Annotated in this window: 17 protein-coding genes; 5 read left to right on the top strand and 12 right to left on the bottom strand. The window is 66.8% G+C overall.

Going from position 1 to position 17,618, the window contains the following annotated elements; genetic code table 11:
* Positions 1-37: 37 nt before the first annotated feature.
* Genes dnaG through ACLB90_RS11680 form a run of 3 tightly spaced genes read left to right on the top strand, consistent with a single transcriptional unit; the run spans position 38 to position 3,334 of the window.
* Positions 38-1,768: a DNA primase gene (dnaG, locus tag ACLB90_RS11690; RefSeq protein ID WP_411849653.1), complete on the top strand. Its 1,731-nt coding sequence runs from the start codon at positions 38-40 to the stop codon at positions 1,766-1,768.
* A 14-nt stretch (positions 1,769-1,782) separates the two neighbouring features.
* Positions 1,783-2,313 (top strand): beta-lactamase hydrolase domain-containing protein, encoded by a 531-nt coding sequence (locus ACLB90_RS11685; RefSeq protein WP_411849652.1) that lies wholly within the window; start codon positions 1,783-1,785, stop codon positions 2,311-2,313.
* A 52-nt stretch (positions 2,314-2,365) separates the two neighbouring features.
* The gene (locus ACLB90_RS11680) at positions 2,366-3,334 is read left to right on the top strand and encodes a bile acid:sodium symporter family protein (protein ID WP_411849651.1); all 969 of its coding nucleotides are present in this window, start codon (positions 2,366-2,368) and stop codon (positions 3,332-3,334) included.
* Between the two features lie 87 nt (positions 3,335-3,421).
* On the opposite strand, the gene ACLB90_RS11675 is transcribed toward ACLB90_RS11680, so the two are convergent.
* The 6 genes from ACLB90_RS11675 to ACLB90_RS11650 form a co-directional block, all read right to left on the bottom strand.
* A complete protein-coding gene (locus ACLB90_RS11675) occupies positions 3,422-4,159 on the bottom strand; it encodes a hypothetical protein (RefSeq protein WP_411849650.1) in 738 nt (245 codons plus the stop codon).
* Between the two features lie 501 nt (positions 4,160-4,660).
* On the bottom strand, positions 4,661-5,464 hold the full coding sequence (locus tag ACLB90_RS11670) for a calcium-binding protein (protein WP_411849649.1): 804 nt from the start codon (positions 5,462-5,464) through the stop codon (positions 4,661-4,663).
* A gap of 95 nt (positions 5,465-5,559) precedes the next feature.
* Entirely contained in the window at positions 5,560-6,453 is an 894-nt protein-coding gene (cyoE, locus tag ACLB90_RS11665) for a heme o synthase (protein ID WP_017356566.1), read from the bottom strand.
* Between the two features lie 4 nt (positions 6,454-6,457).
* Positions 6,458-7,663 (bottom strand): COX15/CtaA family protein, encoded by a 1,206-nt coding sequence (locus ACLB90_RS11660; RefSeq protein WP_017356565.1) that lies wholly within the window; start codon positions 7,661-7,663, stop codon positions 6,458-6,460.
* 10 nt (positions 7,664-7,673) lie between these two features.
* Complete coding sequence (locus tag ACLB90_RS11655) at positions 7,674-8,249, bottom strand: hypothetical protein (protein WP_411849648.1); 576 nt, start codon at positions 8,247-8,249, stop codon at positions 7,674-7,676.
* A gap of 50 nt (positions 8,250-8,299) precedes the next feature.
* Positions 8,300-9,031: an SURF1 family protein gene (locus ACLB90_RS11650; RefSeq protein WP_411849647.1), complete on the bottom strand. Its 732-nt coding sequence runs from the start codon at positions 9,029-9,031 to the stop codon at positions 8,300-8,302.
* A gap of 57 nt (positions 9,032-9,088) precedes the next feature.
* Between ACLB90_RS11650 and ACLB90_RS11645 the strand changes: the two genes are divergently transcribed.
* Entirely contained in the window at positions 9,089-9,307 is a 219-nt protein-coding gene (locus ACLB90_RS11645; RefSeq protein WP_017356562.1) for a twin transmembrane helix small protein, read from the top strand.
* A 39-nt stretch (positions 9,308-9,346) separates the two neighbouring features.
* Here ACLB90_RS11645 and ACLB90_RS11640 read toward each other — a convergent pair whose 3' ends face one another.
* From ACLB90_RS11640 to ACLB90_RS11615, 6 genes are all read right to left on the bottom strand, one after another.
* A complete protein-coding gene (locus tag ACLB90_RS11640) occupies positions 9,347-10,222 on the bottom strand; it encodes a cytochrome c oxidase subunit 3 (RefSeq protein WP_017356561.1) in 876 nt (291 codons plus the stop codon).
* Between the two features lie 21 nt (positions 10,223-10,243).
* Positions 10,244-10,831: a cytochrome c oxidase assembly protein gene (locus ACLB90_RS11635; protein WP_411849646.1), complete on the bottom strand. Its 588-nt coding sequence runs from the start codon at positions 10,829-10,831 to the stop codon at positions 10,244-10,246.
* Complete coding sequence (locus tag ACLB90_RS11630) at positions 10,828-10,962, bottom strand: hypothetical protein (RefSeq protein ID WP_411849645.1); 135 nt, start codon at positions 10,960-10,962, stop codon at positions 10,828-10,830. The genes ACLB90_RS11635 and ACLB90_RS11630 overlap by 4 nt, the downstream gene beginning before the upstream one ends.
* Positions 10,963-10,969: 7 nt before the next feature.
* Positions 10,970-12,580 (bottom strand): cytochrome c oxidase subunit I, encoded by a 1,611-nt coding sequence (gene ctaD, locus ACLB90_RS11625; protein WP_411849644.1) that lies wholly within the window; start codon positions 12,578-12,580, stop codon positions 10,970-10,972.
* Positions 12,581-12,644: 64 nt separating this feature from the next.
* The gene (gene coxB, locus ACLB90_RS11620; RefSeq protein ID WP_411849643.1) at positions 12,645-13,580 is read right to left on the bottom strand and encodes a cytochrome c oxidase subunit II; all 936 of its coding nucleotides are present in this window, start codon (positions 13,578-13,580) and stop codon (positions 12,645-12,647) included.
* An 11-nt stretch (positions 13,581-13,591) separates the two neighbouring features.
* A complete protein-coding gene (locus tag ACLB90_RS11615) occupies positions 13,592-14,068 on the bottom strand; it encodes a DUF2244 domain-containing protein (protein ID WP_411849642.1) in 477 nt (158 codons plus the stop codon).
* A gap of 276 nt (positions 14,069-14,344) precedes the next feature.
* On the opposite strand from ACLB90_RS11615, the gene putA reads away from it, so the two are divergent.
* Entirely contained in the window at positions 14,345-17,566 is a 3,222-nt protein-coding gene (gene putA / locus ACLB90_RS11610; protein ID WP_411849641.1) for a bifunctional proline dehydrogenase/L-glutamate gamma-semialdehyde dehydrogenase PutA, read from the top strand.
* Positions 17,567-17,618: the final 52 nt, after the last annotated feature.

Raw genomic sequence — 17,618 nt, 5'->3', positions numbered from 1 at the left:
GTGGCCGTTCTCCGGCCGCGCCACCTGCCTGCTGCCCATGGCCCGTATCCCCGACGCATTCATCGATGACCTGCTGGCCCGCTCCGACATCGTCGAGGTGGTGGGCAGCCGCGTGCCGTTGAAGCGCCAGGGCAAGGAGTACGCGGCGCGTTGCCCGTTCCACGACGAACGCTCGGCCTCGTTCACGGTTTCCCCGACCAAGCAGTTCTATCACTGCTTCGGCTGTGGCGCGCATGGCACCGCGATCAGCTTCCTGATGAACTACGACCGCCTGGAATTCCTCGACGCGGTCGATGAACTGGCCAAGCGCGTCGGCATGGAAGTACCGCGCGACACGCAGCCGCGCACCGCCCAGCAGCAGGACGACAGCCGCGATCTCTACTCCGCACTGGATGCGGCCACGCGCTTCTTCCAGAAGTCGCTGGAAGGCAGCGACAAGGCCCGTGCCTACCTGGACCAGCGCGGCGTGGACGAAGAGAACCGCACCCGCTTTGCGATCGGCTATGCGCCCGATGGCTACAGCGCGCTGAAGGATGCACTGGGCAAGGACGAGCGGCGCATGAAGCTTCTCGACCGCGCCGGCCTGTTCTCCAAGAACGACCGTGGGCACGTCTACGACAAGTTCCGCGACCGGGTGATGTTCCCGATCTTCGACCGCCGTGGCCGCGTGATCGCCTATGGCGGCCGGGTCATGGAAAAGGATGATGGCCCCAAGTACCTCAACTCGCCCGAGACGGCGCTGTTCCACAAGGGCCGCGAGCTGTACGGCCTGTGGCAGGTGCGCCAGGCCAACCAGAAGATCGAGCGGCTGATCGTGGTCGAGGGCTATATGGACGTGGTCTCGCTGTTCCAGTTCGGCGTTACCCAGGCGGTGGCCACGCTGGGCACGGCGACCACGCCGGACCATGCCGAGCTGCTGTTCCGCAACGCACCGGACGTGTTCTTCTGCTTCGATGGCGATGCCGCCGGACGCCGCGCCGGCTGGCGTGCGCTGGAGTCGGTGCTGCCGCGCATGAAGGATGGCCGCCAGGCGTTCTTCCTGTTCCTGCCCGATGGCGAGGACCCGGACACCATCGTGCGCAAGGAAGGCCGCGAGGGCTTCGATGCCCGCCTGCAGCAGGCCACGCCGCTGTCGCAGTTCTTCTTCGACGAGCTCACCCGCGAGGTCAACATGGCCACGCTGGACGGCAAGGCGCGGCTGGCCGAGCGCGCCAAGCCGATGCTGGCGCAGATTCCCGACGGCGCCTTCGGTGACCTGATGAAGCAGCAGCTGACCACGCTGACCGGACTGGGCGCCAAGCCGAGCGCGGCCACGCCGGCGGCGCGCCCACCATCGCGCGCGGTCGCTCCGGCGCAGCGCCGCAGCCTGGTGCGCGCGGCCATCGCCATCCTGCTGCAGCAGCCGTCGCTGGCGATGACCCTGGAGGGGCATCACTTCAACGGCCTGCGCCTGCCCGGCGTGGAACTGCTGCTGGAACTGCTCACCCTGGTCGAGCAGCGCCCGGACATCAGCACCGGTGCCCTGCTGCAGCACTTCGACGGCCGCGAGGAACAGGAGGCGCTGCACAAGCTCGCCGCGCAGACATTGCCCGGCGACGAGGCGATGTGGACCCAGGAACTGCACGATGCGGTCGCCCAGCTGGAAAAACAGCTGTTGATGCAACGTCTGGACGAGCTTCAGGCAAAGCAGAGCCAGCAGGGTCTGGACGATACTGACAAGTACGAGCTGCGCGAACTGCTCAAGGCGCGCAGCACCATCCGCTTCTGACCGACGGAGCAGCCGTGGCATCCCACATCGCGCGTCCCGCTGCACCGATCGCCCGCCGGCACCGCGCTGGCCTCCTTGCCGCGCTGCTCGCGCTGGCCCTGCCCGCCTGGGCCGCTGGGCTGCCGTTCGCGCAGCCACAGCCGCAGCTCTACACCGCCGGCCAACCCAGCGCGGCCGAGCTGCAGCAGGCGGCCGCGGCAGGGGTCACCACCCTGATCGACCTGCGCCAGCCCGACGAGGAGCGCGGCTTCGACGAGACCGCCGCTGCCGAACGCCTGGGCCTGCGCTATGTCCGCATCCCGGTTGCGGGTGCCGCCGGCCTCACCGACGCCAATGTGCAGGCGCTGCGCACCGCGCTGGCACAGAGCCAGGGCCCGGTCCTGCTGCACTGCGCCTCCGGCAACCGCGTCGGCGCCCTGCTGGCGCTGATGAAGGCCCGGCAGGGCGCGTCCGTCGAAGACGCCCTGCAGTTCGGCCGCGATGCCGGCATGACCTCGCTGGACGCCGGGACCCGCGTCCTGCTCGAACAGGACACCGCGCGTTGATCCAGCACGCGTGTCCGTCCCCCCTTCCCCCCACAACAGGAGCATGCCGCGCATGACGCCCTGGTGGTCGCGCCTGCGACCGGACAACTTCACCCTCGCCCTGCTCTGCACCGTGCTGCTGGCCTCGCTGCTGCCCATGCACGGCGCCGCGGCAATGGTGCTCGACGATGTCACCGACGTCGCCATTGCCGCCCTGTTCTTCCTGCACGGCGCGCGCCTGCCGCGCGAGTCGATCGTCGCCGGCATGCTGCATTGGCGGCTGCACCTGACCATCCTCGGCTGCACCTTCGTGCTGTTCCCCCTGCTGGGGCTGCTGTTCAAACCGCTGGACGGCTGGCTGCTGACGCCGGAGCTGTACATCGGCGTGCTGTTCCTGTGCGCGCTGCCCTCGACCGTGCAGTCATCGATCGCCTTTACCTCGATGGCACGCGGCAACGTGCCGGCCGCCGTCTGCAGTGCCTCGCTGTCGAGCATCCTCGGCGTGTTCCTGACCCCCCTGCTGCTGGCGGTGCTGGCCGGCACCGAGGGCGGCATGCAGAACCCCGTGCACGCCATCATCAGCATCATGCTGCAGCTGCTGGTGCCGTTCGTGGCCGGCCACCTGCTGCGGCCGTGGATCGCCCGCTGGGTGGAGCGGCAGCGCGCGCTGCTGCGCTACACCGACCAGGGCACCATCCTGCTGGTGGTGTACTCGGCCTTCGGTGAAGCGGTCAGCGAAGGGCTGTGGAGCAAGACGCCGCTGCTGTCCCTGCTCACGGTAGCCATCGTGGCGGCGGTACTGCTCGGCATCGCCATGCCCACCATCCGCTTCATTGCGCGGCGGCTGGGCTTCAACCGCGAAGACGAGATCACCATCCTGTTCTGCGGCTCCAAGAAGAGCCTGGCCACCGGCGTGCCGATCGCCAAGGTCCTGTTCGCCGGCGGCAGCCTCGGCGCGATCGTGCTGCCGATCATGATCTACCACCAGATCCAGCTGATCGTCTGCGCGATGATCGCGCAGCGGTATGCGCGGGCGAAGTAAGTTACGGCGGCAGTTCCGTCGCCTTCGATCCGGTCCAACCCGATCGATCCTGGCAGTGCCGTCCGGTGGACGGTCCTGCCAGGTACATCAGTCCTTCACGGCTGCGGCAATCTGGTGCAGAAGGGTCGCTTTTCGCTCCACGTCGCCTTCCCCGATAGCGATCAGTGTGTAGACCTTGCTTTCTCCTGCCCATGAGAGGGTTGCGCGACTGCGCCCACGATCATCCGAGACACGCTCCAGTTGCGCAGGTACACCGTTGACGCGGACGTTCTGAAGTTCTGCAATCACCTCTACTTTGCTGCCTGGTGCGCGAAAATTGTGTTCGTTGAACTCCACGACACCCACTCCATTCAAACGAAAGAATCGCGTTAGACCGGTGGATGTGAGTCCATCCAGTGCGCCGCTCGGCTCCATGCCGATCAGATCTGCTGTGCCAAGAATCGTGCGTTGGAGATTGGTTGGCGGCGAAGGCAATCGCCTGCGCAGTTCAGCATCGGATCGTATGGCTTTCGGAAGCGAAGCGATCAGCTGCTCCTGCGATGGGATCTCACCGTTGGGAACGCGCTTCACCCCGGATCGGCTCAGGGCTATCTCGGTGCGGAAGTGGTGTTTGACTTCTTCGGGTGCATCCAGCTCCGACAGGGGAATGACCTGATAGGTACCTTCCTGCGATGAGCGGCGCGCGCCCGTGCTGTCCTCCAGTGCAGCGCGCATGGTTCGCTCATTCAGCCATTTTCCCACTGCATCGCCCTCGTCCTGGGCGCAGATACCCCGGGGGCTGTACAGCAACGCCGCCAGCAAGAACGACACGGTAATTGAGTTCATCAGGATCACCACTCGGTAAGATTGCAATTGACTGCCCATCAGATTGCGCGAGACAACGCTTGTGGGCTCTGTTGTACACAGCAACCAGCCTGAAGACTGAGCAGTCGGTCTGATTGTCAGGTGCGCAGACTGCGGACTACATCCCGTCGCGGAGAGAACCTACAAGTGGTTATGCCAAGAGCGACAGTGCGGGGTCTTCCGGCGGGCGCGGAGCGCCTTCTTCGGTTCGGGTCATGCCCATCATCGGCCGGGACAGGGTATCGATAATCGTCTGTCGAGCGACCCTGCCGGGAGAGGCGTCCGGCCCTCCATCGGCAGGCCCAACCGGCACTGTGAAGCCACGCAGGGCGTGGCGCTACAGCCAGGGCAGCATCCAGTGATCGACCATCAGGAAAGCGAACAGCGCCATTTCGCCGGCGGCAACCGCTGCGCGATGATCGCGCAGCGGTAGCGCGGGATGCGGTGGAGCCGGTGAAAGGTGATGGAGGGCAGTGAGCCCGTTCAATCGACCAGACGGCCAACACTGAGCTGCGGCATCCACTCCACCAGATCGTAGCTGCGCCGTGGATGCGTATCGACGTGCGGCGCGCGTGCCGGCTGTTCGACCAGCGATCGCGGGCCGCAGCGGTCCAGGCAGGCCCACGCCTCTCCGCGCAGCGCGTCCAGGCGTACGCTGTAAAGCGGCAGATCGCGCAGTTGCGCGGACATCGGCTGCTGCTGCATCTCCGCCGGTGCGCCCTGCGGGCGCGCGCGCAGCGCATGCGCGTTACCGGTGAGCACCAGCATCCGCGCATCGGCAGGCAGCGCGCTGAACTGCTGCCGCAGGTGGGTTGCCATTGCCGTATCGCGCGTCTGGTTGTCCGTCGAGGTGCCGCTCTCCACGTCATAGCCGGCAATGCCCACATCGCGGCCCTGGGCGCGCAGCGCGCGCACCGCGTCGATGAGGTCCAGCATGTCGCGGCTGCGCCGGCCGTCATGCTGATCGTCCTTGACCGCCCAGAACGGCGAGGTGCGCAGCGCGTCGCGCGCGTCGGCACCGCCGTCCGAGCGCAGATAGCGCGCCAGGGCCACGTTCTCGCTCATCGGCAGTTCCAGCGCCAGCCGCACGGCGGCGTTGTCGCGGCTGTACCGCTCCGTCAGGTCGGCCACCAGCAGCGGCGTTTCGGCGGTGCCGTGGTACTCGCCGAGCACGACCAGGCGGTGGTCGCCGGCGTGCGCCATGATCTGCGTGGCCGTGTCATCGGGCGCAGGCGCGGCCATTGCCGCGCTGCACAGCAGCGTCATGGTCAGTACTGCGCTTCGCATCCATCGTTTCATGCCGTCACGTCCTGTTCGGTCATGAAAGCAATGGCGACGGTTGCCGGAGATTCAAGGCGCGCGTCGCAGCGCGCGCCCGCGTCCTACAGCCAGGGCAGCATCCAGTGGTCCACCATCAGGAAGGCGAACAGCGCCATCAGGTAGACAATGGAGTAGCCGAACATCTTCATCGAGAACAGTTCGTCCGGCGGGTTCAGCATGCGCCAGGCGTACCAGAGGAAGACCGCGTTGAGCACCACCGCCCCACCGAGGTAGAACATGCCGCTCATGCCGAACACGACCGGCAGGATGCTCACCACGGCCAGCGCGATCGAATACGCCATGATCGACTTGCGGGTGTACACCACGCCGTGGGTCACCGGCAGCATCGGGATCTCGGCCTTGGCGTAATCCTCGCGGCGGAAGATCGCCAGCGCCCAGAAATGCGGCGGGGTCCAGATGAAGATGATCAGCACCAGCAGCGACGCATAGGCCCAGTCCCACGGCCCCTGCATGCCGGTGATCGCGGCCCAGCCCAGCATCGGCGGGGTGGCGCCGGCCAGACCGCCGATCACGATGTTCTGCGAGGTCGCGCGCTTGAGGTACACGGTGTAGATCACCGCGTAGCCGATCAGCGAGGCGAAGGTCAGCACCGCGGTGATGACGTTGACCCACACGATCAGGATCGTCATCGACAGCGCGATCAGCAGGCCGGCGAAGACCAGCACCTGCCACGGCTTGACCTTGCCCACCACCAGCGGGCGCCACGAGGTGCGCGCCATCTGCGCATCGATGTGCGCATCCAGCAGCTGGTTGATCGCAGCGGCCGCCGAGGCGGCCAGCCAGATGCCCAGGAACCCGAGCGCGCCGTCGAGCGCCTGCTGCGCGGTGGGCAGCCCGGGAATGGCCAGGAACATGCCCACCAGTGCGGTGAACACGATCAGGGCGACGACCTTGGGCTTGGTCAGGTCCCAGTATTGGCGGTAGTTGCTCAGCATGTCGTCAGCCCACCGTACCGGAGGCCACGGCCGAGGGCCGGCTGGCCGCATCCGGCGACCGCAGGCGCGCCAGCAGCGTCACCAGCACGAACAGCAGCGCAACCGCGCCACCGCTGTGTGCGACGGCCACTTCCAGCGGCACGGCCAGCTTCACGTTGAGAATGCCCAGGGTGATCTGCAGGGCGACCAGCAGGCCCAGCGCCGTCGCCCAGCCGCGCATGCTCGGCAGGCGGAACAGGCGCACCGACAGCCACAGCAGGTACAGGCCCACCACGATGGCCATCAGGCGGTGCGCCATCTGGATGGCGATGCGCGACGCACCGTCGAGCACGCCCCCTTCGTAATCCACGCCGATGCCGCGCCAGAGGGTGAAGCCTTCGCTGAAGTTGTGCGGTGGCCACCACTGGCTCACACAGCGCGGGAAGTTGTCCAGCGAGGCGCTGCCGCCGCCGCAGGCGAGCGCGGCGTAGTTGGCGCTGACCCAGCCGCCCAGCGCGATCTGCAGCACCAGCAGGGCCACGCCGGCACGGATCAGCCACCGCAGCTTCGGCGCTTCGGCCAGGGTGATCGGCATGTGCGTGGCGCGCCACGCCATCCACACCAGCAGCCCGAACATCAGCATGCCGCCCAGCAGGTGGCCCATCACCACGATGGGCTTTAGAAGCCAGGTCACCGTCCACATGCCCAGCAGCGCCTGGAAGATCACCACGGCCAGGGTCAGCAGCGCGACGCGGGCCAGATCGCTGTTGGTCCAGCGCCACGCCGCGACCAGCAGGATCACCTCGCCGATCAGCGCGATGATGCTCGCTGGAACATGCATGCCCATCATGTACAGCGGGATGCCGGTGGCCACCAGCACGCAGGCGGTGACCACCGCCGTGCTTCCCCAGCGGCGGCGGCGCGTGGCCAGCAGGGCCAGGGTCAGGATCTCGATACCGAGCGCGCCGGCCAGGAAACGGTGGACCTGCTCACGCCACGCCTTGTGGGTTTCCAGCGGGCGGATCTTCGCCGCCTCGTGGCCGATGACTTCTTCGGCATGCTGCGGCCAGGTGACACGGCCATAGCAGGTCGGCCAGTCCGGGCAGCTCAGGCCGGCATCGGACAGGCGCACGAACGATCCGAACATGATCGTGCTGGCCGTCATGATCAGGGCGAACCACGCCAGACGGTGGAAATTGCGATGCAGCGCCGGGCGCGCGGTGGGGTTCATCAAACGGAACTCACTTCAGTTTCAACAGCGTGGCCATGTCCTTGCGCAGACCGGCCAATGCGAATCCCGGCGCATACCGCATGATCACGAAACCGTTGGGATCGATCACATACACAGGCGTGCCGGCGGCGTCATCCACGGCGGGCAAGGCGGCACGCAGGTCCGGCTGGGCGCGCAGCACGCGTAGCGCGGGCAGGCCCTGGACCTCGGCCGGCGGCGTGCCCAGCCACAGGATCTCGACATTATCGGCCTTATGGCCGAACAGCTGCCACACCTTGCCCAATCCCTGCGACAAAGTGACGCACTCGGCCGCACAGCCTTCGGCCGGTGCCACCAGGATGCGCCAGGTGCGCGCCTGCGGGTTCCACGGGTAAGGCTGGCCATCGGCAAGTGTGGGCGGCCGGGCCACCAGATCCACCGGCGGCGCGAGAATCTGCCCGGTATTGCGATGGGCGGTGGGCTGCCAGCCGGAGAAACGCAGCACGCCGGCCAGCGCCATCACCCCGAAGAACAGGCCGAACAGGGCGATCAGGGTCCAGCGACCGCGGTTGCGGGCGTTGAGCTGTTCCTGCGTGGTGGCATTCATGCGTGTGATTTTCTCATGGAAGGAGGAAGCGTGCCGTGCAGTGCGCGGCACTAGGGGCCGCGGGGCGCTGCCGGACGGCGGCGGCGCCATTCGAGCAGCAGGGCAACGATCAGGACGGTCAGGGCCAGGCCGAACCACTGCACGGCGTAGCCGAGGTGGCGGCTGGGCGGCAGGGTGTTGGGCAGCAGCTCCAGATCGCGCGCGTAGCCGCCGGGCAGCGCCGGGTCCAGCCGCAGTACGCGCGCCGGCAGGCTGCCGGGTGGCAGGGACAGCGCTGCGGCGACCTCGTCCGGCGGCATGCGGCTGGCCAACCAGACATGCGCCTGCTGCGTGGGCGACATCGCCGGGCCGAGCGCCAGTCCGGCAGCAGGCGGCGGCGCGAGCAGGCCCGCCAGCTGCACGGGGTCCTCGCGCAGGGTGATGGTGGGCACGGTGCGGTCGGCCGGCATCGGCAGCCAGCCCAGGTCCACCAGCGCCAGCGCACCGGCATCGCTGCGGAACGGCTGGTAGACCTTGATGCCGGCACGCCCCTCGCGCATCTGGTTGTCGAGCAGCAGCGCGCCCGGCAGGAAGCGACCGCCATCAACCACCCAGCGCAGCTGCGGCGGCGCGGCGAGCGCCTCGGCAAGGGTCAGGGCCTGTGCGCGGGCAGGCGCCTGCTGGGCAAGCAGGGCCTGTTTCTCGTGCATACGCTGCAGTTGCCAGTGGCCCAGGAAGCAGAACAGGGCGATGGTCGCCAGCGCCGCGATCCAACCCACCAGACGTGTGTGCTGGCGCATCATGACAACGCCGGCAAAACGCGGTGAGATAGGCCATCCCGCCCTGCCATCGAGCCGCGCATGAATGATTCGTTGAAGACCCTGCTGGTAATCGCGTTTCTGATCGTCATCGTCTGGAATCTGGGCGCGGGACTGTATTACCTGTTGGTCGATCGCGGCCAGACCAAGCGAACCGTCAACGCCCTCACCCGCCGCATCGCGGTGTCGGTGGCGCTGTTCCTGCTGGTGGTCATCGGCATCTACAGCGGCTGGATCAAGCCCCACGGCATCGGTGGCTGATGCCGCGTCGCACCGACGCGGCATCCCGTTGCTGCGACGCTACAGCACGTAGACGAACAGGAACAGCATCAGCCACACCACATCGACGAAGTGCCAGTACCACGCCGCCGCTTCGAAGCCGAAGTGGTTGTCGCGGGTGAAGTGGCCTTTCGCAGAGCGCAGCCACATCACCACCAGCATGATCGTGCCCAGCAGCACATGCGCGCCGTGGAAGCCGGTGAGCATGAAGAAGGTCGAGCCGTAGATGCCCGAGCCGAGCGTCAGGTTGAGTTCCTTGTAGGCGTGGATGTATTCCTCGGCCTGCAGGGTGAGGAAGAACGCGCCCAGCAGCACGGTGATACCCAGCCACACCAGCAGCTGGCGGCGATGGCCGGCTTTCAGCGCGTGGTGGGCGATGGTGAGGGTGACGCCGGAGGTGAGCAGGATCAGCGTATTGATCAGCGGCAGGCCCCACGCGGGGATCGTCTGGAAGTGACCGCCGATGCTGCCCGGGCCGTTGGTCGGCCAGGCCGCCGAGTAACCGTCCCAGAGCAGTTCGTTGGTCATCACGCCATCGCCCTCGCCGCCCAGCCACGGCAGGCCCAGGTTGCGGGTGTAGAACAGCGCGCCGAAGAAGGCACCGAAGAACATCACCTCGGAGAAGATGAACCACACCATGCCCATCCGGAACGAGCCGTCGACCTGGCGGTTGTAGTTGCCGGCCTGCGATTCGCGCACCACATCGCTGAACCACCAGAACAGGGTCAGCACCAGCATGGCCAGGCCCGCGTAGAAGGTCCACTTGCCCCAACCGGAATCGTTGAGCCAACTGGCCACGCCGACCATCGTCACCATCATCGCGATGGAGCCGATGAACGGCCACTTGCTGTGCGTGGGCACGAAGTACACGTTGGCATCGGGGCTTTGCTGGGCCATGAGTCTGTGTCCGGATACGTATCAGGGAGCCGACCGCGCGGTGGCCGGCGGTGTCGCCGGGGCCAGCTGCGCGGACAGTGCGTCGTTCTTGTAGAAGGTGTAGGACAGCGTGATCGTGGTGACGTTGGCCGGCAGGTCCGGGTCGACGATGAAGCGCACCGGCATGTCGCGCTTCTCCCCGGCCTGCAGGGTCTGGGCGGTGAAGCAGAAGCACTCGGTCTTGCTGAAGTAGCCCGATGCCTTGGCCGGCGCCACTGACGGCACCGCGCTGCCCACCAGCGCGCGGTCGCTGTCGTTGCGCGCGTAGTACAGCGCCTCGTTGAGCTCGCCGGGCACCACGTCCATCGTCAGCTGTTCGGGATGGAACGACCACGGCAGTTTGGAATTCACGCCGCCATCGAACTCCACGCGCACCGTACGCTTGCTCCCGGCGGTGGTGGCCGCCGCTGCGCCCGGGCCACGCTCCAGGCGCACGCCGAACACTTTCTCGCAGGCGATGCGGTACAGCGGCACCAGCGAGAAGGTCAGCACGAACACCGCCACCGCCACCCCGATCAGCCGGGGCAGGCCCGCGTGCCGTGCAGGCGTGGTGGGGCGTTCGTCGCTCATCGCCCGATCACCCCGCTGAGGATGAAGCCCACATAGACCAGCACCGCCACGCCGCCCACCACCCATGCGGTGCGTTGCGCGCGGCGGCGGCGCAGGGCCAGGTCATCGATGTCGTGCTCGGGCGTACGCATGGAAACCTCAATGGGTGATGTCATCGTGGGCCAGATCGCCCGGGCGGATGACCGGCGGCACGGTGAAGGTATGCGCCGGTGCCGGTGAGGGAATCGTCCATTCCAAGCCCCGTGCGCCTTCCCAGGAGCGGTCCGCCGCCTTTTCGCCGTTGCGCAGCGAGACGATCAGGATGGCGGCCATCATGAACGGCGTGGCGAACATGCCGAACGCACCGATCGAGCTGATCAGGTTCCAGTCGGCGAAGGCCACGCTGTAATCCGGGATGCGGCGTGGCATGCCCGCCAGGCCCAGGAAGTGCTGCGGGAAGAACAGCAGGTTGACGAACACGATCGTCCACCAGAAGTGGATCTTGGCCCACGTCTCGTTGTACATGCGCCCGGTCCACTTCGGCCACCAGTAGTACACCGCGCCGATCAGCGCGAACACCGCGCCGGTGACCAGCACGTAGTGGAAGTGCGCCACCACGAAGTAGGTGTCGTGGTACTGGAAGTCGGCCACGACAATCGCCAGCATCAGGCCGGAGAAGCCACCGATGGTGAACAGGATCACGAAGGCCACCGCCCACAGCATCGGCGCTTCGAAGGTGAGCGAGCCGCGCCACATGGTGCTGACCCAGTTGAACACCTTCACCCCGGTGGGGATGGAGATCAGCATGGTGGCGAACATGAAGTAGATCTCGCCGCCCAGTGGCATGCCCACGGTGAACATGTGGTGGGCCCAGACGATGAACGACAGGAAGGCGATGGCCGCCACCGCGTACACCATCGCCTGGTAGCCGAACAGCGGCTTGCGGCTGAAGGTGGGAATGATCTCGCTGACCACGCCGAAGGCCGGCAGGATCATGATGTACACCTCCGGGTGCCCGAAGAACCAGAAGATGTGCTGGAACATCACCGGGTCGCCACCGCCGGCCGCGTTGAAGAAGCTGGTGCCGAAGAACTTGTCGGTCAGCAGCATGGTCACCGCGCCGGCCAGCACCGGCATCACCGCGATCAGCAGGAACGCGGTGATCAGCCAGGACCAGCAGAAGATCGGCATTTTCAGCAGGTCGATGCCCGGCGCGCGCATGTTCAGCACGGTGGCGATGATGTTGATCGCGCCCATGATCGAACTGATACCGGCCACGTGGATGGCGAACACGGTGAAGGCAACGTTGTAGCCGCCCTGCAGCGACAGCGGCGGGTACAGCGTCCAGCCGCCGGCCGGGGCACCGCCGGGCAGCAGGAAGGTCAGCAGCAGCAGGCTGAAGGCCACCGGCAGCAGCCAGAACGACCAGTTGTTCATGCGCGGCAGCGCCATGTCCGGCGCGCCGATCTGCAACGGGATCATCCAGTTGGCCAGGCCGACGAACGCCGGCATCACGCCGCCGAAGATCATCACCAGCGCATGCACCGTGGTGAGCTGGTTGAAGGTCTCCGGTTTGACGAACTGCAGGCCGGGCTGCATCAGCTCGGCACGGATGATCACGCTCATCGCCGCGCCGATGATGAACATGATGAAGCTGAAGAGCAGGTAGAGCGTGCCGATGTCCTTGTGGTTGGTCGAGAAGAACCAACGCTCGAAGAAGCTCTGCTGATGCCCGTGGTGCCCGTCGTGGTCAACTGCGGAATGCGCCATCGCAACTACACCTCACTGGATCCGGTGGTACCCCCGCCCGCCGGCTGGCGGACGCGGCTCGATTTCAGGCGTTGCTGTCTGCTGCGGCCGGTGCTGCCGGTGCCGTGGGTTCGGCGGCCGGTGCCGGTGCGGCGTCAGCCGGTGCCGCAGCCGGCGTTTCCGCTGCCGGCGCCGGTGCGGGCCTGCGCGAGGCCAGCCATTTCTGGAAGTCCTCCTTGGACACCGCTTCGACCACGATCGGCATGAAGCCGTGGTCCTTGCCGCACAGCTCGGCACACTGGCCGCGATACACGCCGGGCGTTTCGATGTTGGTCCAGGCTTCGTTGATGAAGCCGGGAATGGCGTCCTGCTTCCAGCCCAGTGCCGGCACCCACCAGGCGTGGATGACGTCATCGGAGGTGATCACGAAGCGGACCTTGGTATCCACCGGCAGCACCAGCCGGTTGTCCACGTCCAGCAGGTAGTGCGGGTGCGACTCGCGGGTGGGCACTTTGCCGCTCTGCCGCATGCGGTCGGACTCGCGGTCCAGGCGGCTGGTGAAAGCCACATTCTCCCCGAGGTACTCGTACTTCCACATCCACTGGTAGCCGGTGACCTTGACGGTCATCTCCGAATCCCGGGTGTCGTAGAACTTGATCAGGTTGGCCGTGGCCGGCCACGCCATCACCACCAGGATGATCACCGGGATCACTGTCCAGATCACTTCGGCCCTGGTGTTGTGGCTGAACTGGGCCGCGACGGCGCCCTTGGACTTACGGAACTTGAAGATGGCGTAGAACATCGCGCCAAAGACCAGCACCCCGATCACGGTACAGACCCACAGCGAGAACAGGTTGGATTCCCACGCCAACCGCGAGCTCTGGGTCACCCCCTTGCCCATGTTCAACTGCCACGGTTTGGGGTCGGCCGCCTGGGCCAACGCCATCGCCGGCGCCAGCAGCGCCGCCCCGCACACGCCTGACTTTCCGAACGTCTCGCCCCACTTTCTGCATTGCTTCATTGCCTAGACCCTTAGCGTCGTCGGTTGCAGCCATCGCTGGCCGCGAGCAAGCCTTCTAGTTTCTGAGCCAGTGCCTGGCGTTCGACCGGTGCGAGGAAACGTCCCACCGCCACCTGCCGACCACTGGACACCAGTCGGACCCCCTCATCGTCGGCGACCAGCGTCACCCAGTACGGGTGGGCACTGAACACCGGCGACTGCCCGGGTACGGGGATGACCTCCACGCACCCTGGCACTACCCGGATCTCTTCCTGCCGCTCTCCACTGCGCCACAACGCGCGCAGTGCCACTGCCAGCAGCAGGCTGTACAGCAGCGCGAAGAGGGGAGCGAACACGTTGCCGGCGAACCAGCCCAGGCCGGCCACCACCCCCATCGCACCCGCCAACACGGCAAACAACAGGACGAACTGCCGGGCATCGAGCGCCCGTGGGGGACGCAGCCGCAGTTGCGTTCCTGATCCGTCCGGAGCTGACAGCACCTCGATCATGTCGCAACCGCGTTTTTTCCTGCCGCGGGAAACGTCCCGATGGTAGCCCTGCTTTCCAGCGAGCCGCAAGGGTCCATTCACAGTTTCAGGAATGGTGCAATACAGCATTGGGCCGGCGGCGGTTTTGACGAAATCGGCATACTATTTGCCAACCCGGGTTGATCGGCGGAATCCCGCTGTATGAAAGGCTATGGCGTCCACGGCGCTGCGTCGTGAAAGCGGTTGAATCGACCGAAAAACGATTAAAATGGTCAAGTTCTCCACGAGCCGATCGGCATGACCGCACCTTCCGCGCTTCCCCCCGCACCGGCCTCGTCCGGCGCCCGCCCGCCCCTGCTCTCGCCCGAGCTGCCGGCGGTTCCCAACCCGTTCCGCCAGGCCATCACCGATGCCTGGATGAAGGACGAAGCCAGCCACGTGCGCGAGCTGCTGGAGCAGGCCCGCCTGCCGGCCGCCGAGCAGGCGCAGGTGCAGGCCACCGCCGCCGACCTGGTCGCCCGCGTGCGCGTGCGCGCCAAGGACCAGGGCGCGATCGAAGCCTTCATGCGCCAGTACGACCTGGGCAGCGAGGAAGGCGTGCTGCTGATGTGCGTGGCCGAGGCCCTGCTGCGCATTCCGGACCAGAGCACCGCCGACAAGCTGATCCGCGACAAGCTGGGCGATGCCGACTGGAAGAAGCACATGGGCGGCAGCGACTCGGTGCTGGTCAATGCCTCGACCTGGGGGTTGATGCTGACCGGCCGCCTGGTGCAGATCAACGACGCCACCCGCGCCGACGTGCCGGGCGCGTTCGCGCGTCTGATGGGCCGCGTCGGTGAGCCGGTGATCCGCCTGGCCGTTCGCCAGGCGATGAAGATCATGGGCCACCAGTTCGTCATGGGTCGCACCATCGACGAAGCGCTGTCGCGTTCGCACAAGGGCGACAACGCCAGCTACCGCTATTCGTTCGACATGCTCGGCGAAGGCGCCCTGACCATGAAGGACGCCAAGCGCTACCTGGAAGACTATCGCCGCGCGATCCACTCCATCGGTGGCGATCACAAGGCCCGTGGCGGCCGCCCGGACGGCGACGTCAACTCGGCCCCGGGTATCTCGATCAAGCTGTCGGCGCTGTATCCGCGCTACGAACACGCCAAGCGTGCACGGGTGATGGCCGACCTGGTCCCGGGCGTGCTGGAACTGGCGCAGCTGGCCCGGTCCTATGGCATCGGCTGCACCGTGGATGCCGAGGAAACCGACCGCCTGGAGCTGTCGCTGGACATCATCGAAGCGGTGGTGAGCGATGCCTCGCTGGCCGGTTGGGAAGGCTTCGGCGTGGTGGTGCAGGCGTACCAGAAGCGTACCCCGTACACGATCGACTACCTGGCCGATCTGGCCCGCCGCATCGGTCGTCGCCTGCAGGTCCGCCTGGTCAAGGGCGCGTACTGGGATGCGGAGATCAAGCGCGCGCAGATCGAGGGTCTGCCGGCCTACCCGGTGTTCACCCGCAAGCAGAACACCGACGTGTCCTACCTGGCCTGCGCCAAGCGTCTGTTCACGCACGCCGATGCGATCTACCCGATGTTCGCCACGCACAACGCGCACACCATCGCGGCAGTGCAGGCGATCGCCAAGGGTGGCCAGTACGAGCACCAGAAGCTGCACGGCATGGGCGATGACCTGTACGCCGAAGTGGTGCCGGCCGATCGTCTGAATGTGCCGTGCCGCGTGTATGCACCGGTCGGTTCGCACGAAGACCTGCTGCCGTACCTGGTGCGCCGCCTGCTCGAGAACGGCGCCAACTCCAGCTTCGTCAACCGCATCACCGACGACACCGTGGCCATCGACGATCTGATCCGCGATCCGGTCGAAGCGGTGTCCTCGTTCGCGTCCATCCCGCATCCGAAAATCCCGCTGCCGGTCGATCTGCTGCGCAGCCAGAACCATGACAGGAAGAACTCCATGGGCGTCAATCTCGCCAACGACAACGATCTGCGCGCACTGGCGGCGCAGCTCAACGCGGCCGTGAAGCCGTGGCAGGCCGCACCGCTGGTGCCGGGTGCGCAGCCGACCGGCGCGCTGTTGAACGTAACCAACCCGGCCGACACCCGCGAGGTTGTGGGCCAGTGGCAGCCGGCCGACAGCGCCACCGTGGAGAAGGCTCTGGCCAACGCCGTGGCCGCGCAGCCGCAGTGGAACCGCACCCCGGCCGCCAGCCGCGCGGCGATCCTGGAGCACGCGGCCGACCAGCTGGAAGCGCGCCTGGCCGAGTTCATGGCGCTGTGCGTGAAGGAAGCCGGCAAGAGCCTGCCCGACAGCATCGCCGAAGTGCGCGAGGCGGTGGACTTCCTGCGCTACTACGCCAAGCAGGCGCGCGAGCAGTTCGGCCATGCCGAGAAGCTGCCGAGCCCGACCGGTGAATCCAACGAACTGCAGCTGCACGGCCGCGGCGTGTTCGTCTGCATCAGCCCGTGGAACTTCCCGCTGGCGATCTTCCTGGGCCAGGTCAGCGCTGCGCTGGCCGCCGGCAACAGCGTGATTGCCAAGCCCGCCGAGCAGACCAACCTGATCGGCTACTACGCCGTGAAGCTGCTGCTCGAGGCCGGCGTGCCCGAGGGCGTGCTGCAGTTCCTGCCGGGCGACGGCGCCACCGTGGGTGCCGCGCTCACCGCCGATCCGCGTGTGGCCGGCGTGGCCTTCACCGGCTCCACCGACACCGCCCGTGCGATCAACCGCGCAATGGCCGCGCGCGATGCCGCCATCGGCGTGCTGATCGCCGAAACCGGTGGCCAGAACGCCTTCATCGCCGACTCCTCGGCGCTGCCGGAACAGCTGGTCAAGGACGCCATCGGCTCGGCATTCACCTCTGCCGGCCAGCGCTGCTCGGCTGCGCGCGTGCTGTTCGTGCAGGACGACATCGCCGACAAGGTGATGACCATGCTGGCCGGTGCGATGGCCGAACTGAAGGTCGGCAACCCGGGCCTGCTGTCCACCGACGTCGGTCCGGTGATCGATGCCGACGCGCTGCAGATCCTGCAGGACCATGCCGTGCGCATGGAGAAGGACGCCCGCCTGATCGCCGCCGCCGCACTCGGCGACGATGCCGCGCATGGCACCTTCTTTGCGCCGCGTGCTTACGAACTGAAGAACCTGGACCAGCTGCACAAGGAGATCTTCGGGCCGGTGCTGCACGTGATCCGCTGGAAGGGCGACCAGCTCGATGCGGTGATCGACCAGATCAACGCCACCGGGTACGGCCTGACCCTGGGCGTGCATTCGCGCATCGACGAGACCGTGGATCGCATTTCCTCGCGCGTCAATGTCGGCAACGTGTACGTCAACCGCAACCAGATCGGTGCGGTGGTCGGCGTGCAGCCGTTCGGCGGTCAGGGCCTGTCCGGCACCGGTCCCAAGGCCGGCGGCCCGCACTACCTGCTGCGCTTCGCCACCGAAAAGACCGTCACCGTGAACACCACGGCGGCCGGCGGCAATGCCTCGCTGCTGACCCTGGGCGATTGATCTCCCGCGTCATGCGGTAAACGAAAAACCCCGCGAAAGCGGGGTTTTTTGT

It is taken from the genome of Stenotrophomonas sp. LGBM10 (assembly GCF_046736075.1).
Lineage (GTDB): Bacteria > Pseudomonadota > Gammaproteobacteria > Xanthomonadales > Xanthomonadaceae > Stenotrophomonas.
This window is presented reverse-complemented; position numbering and strand designations above follow the sequence as displayed.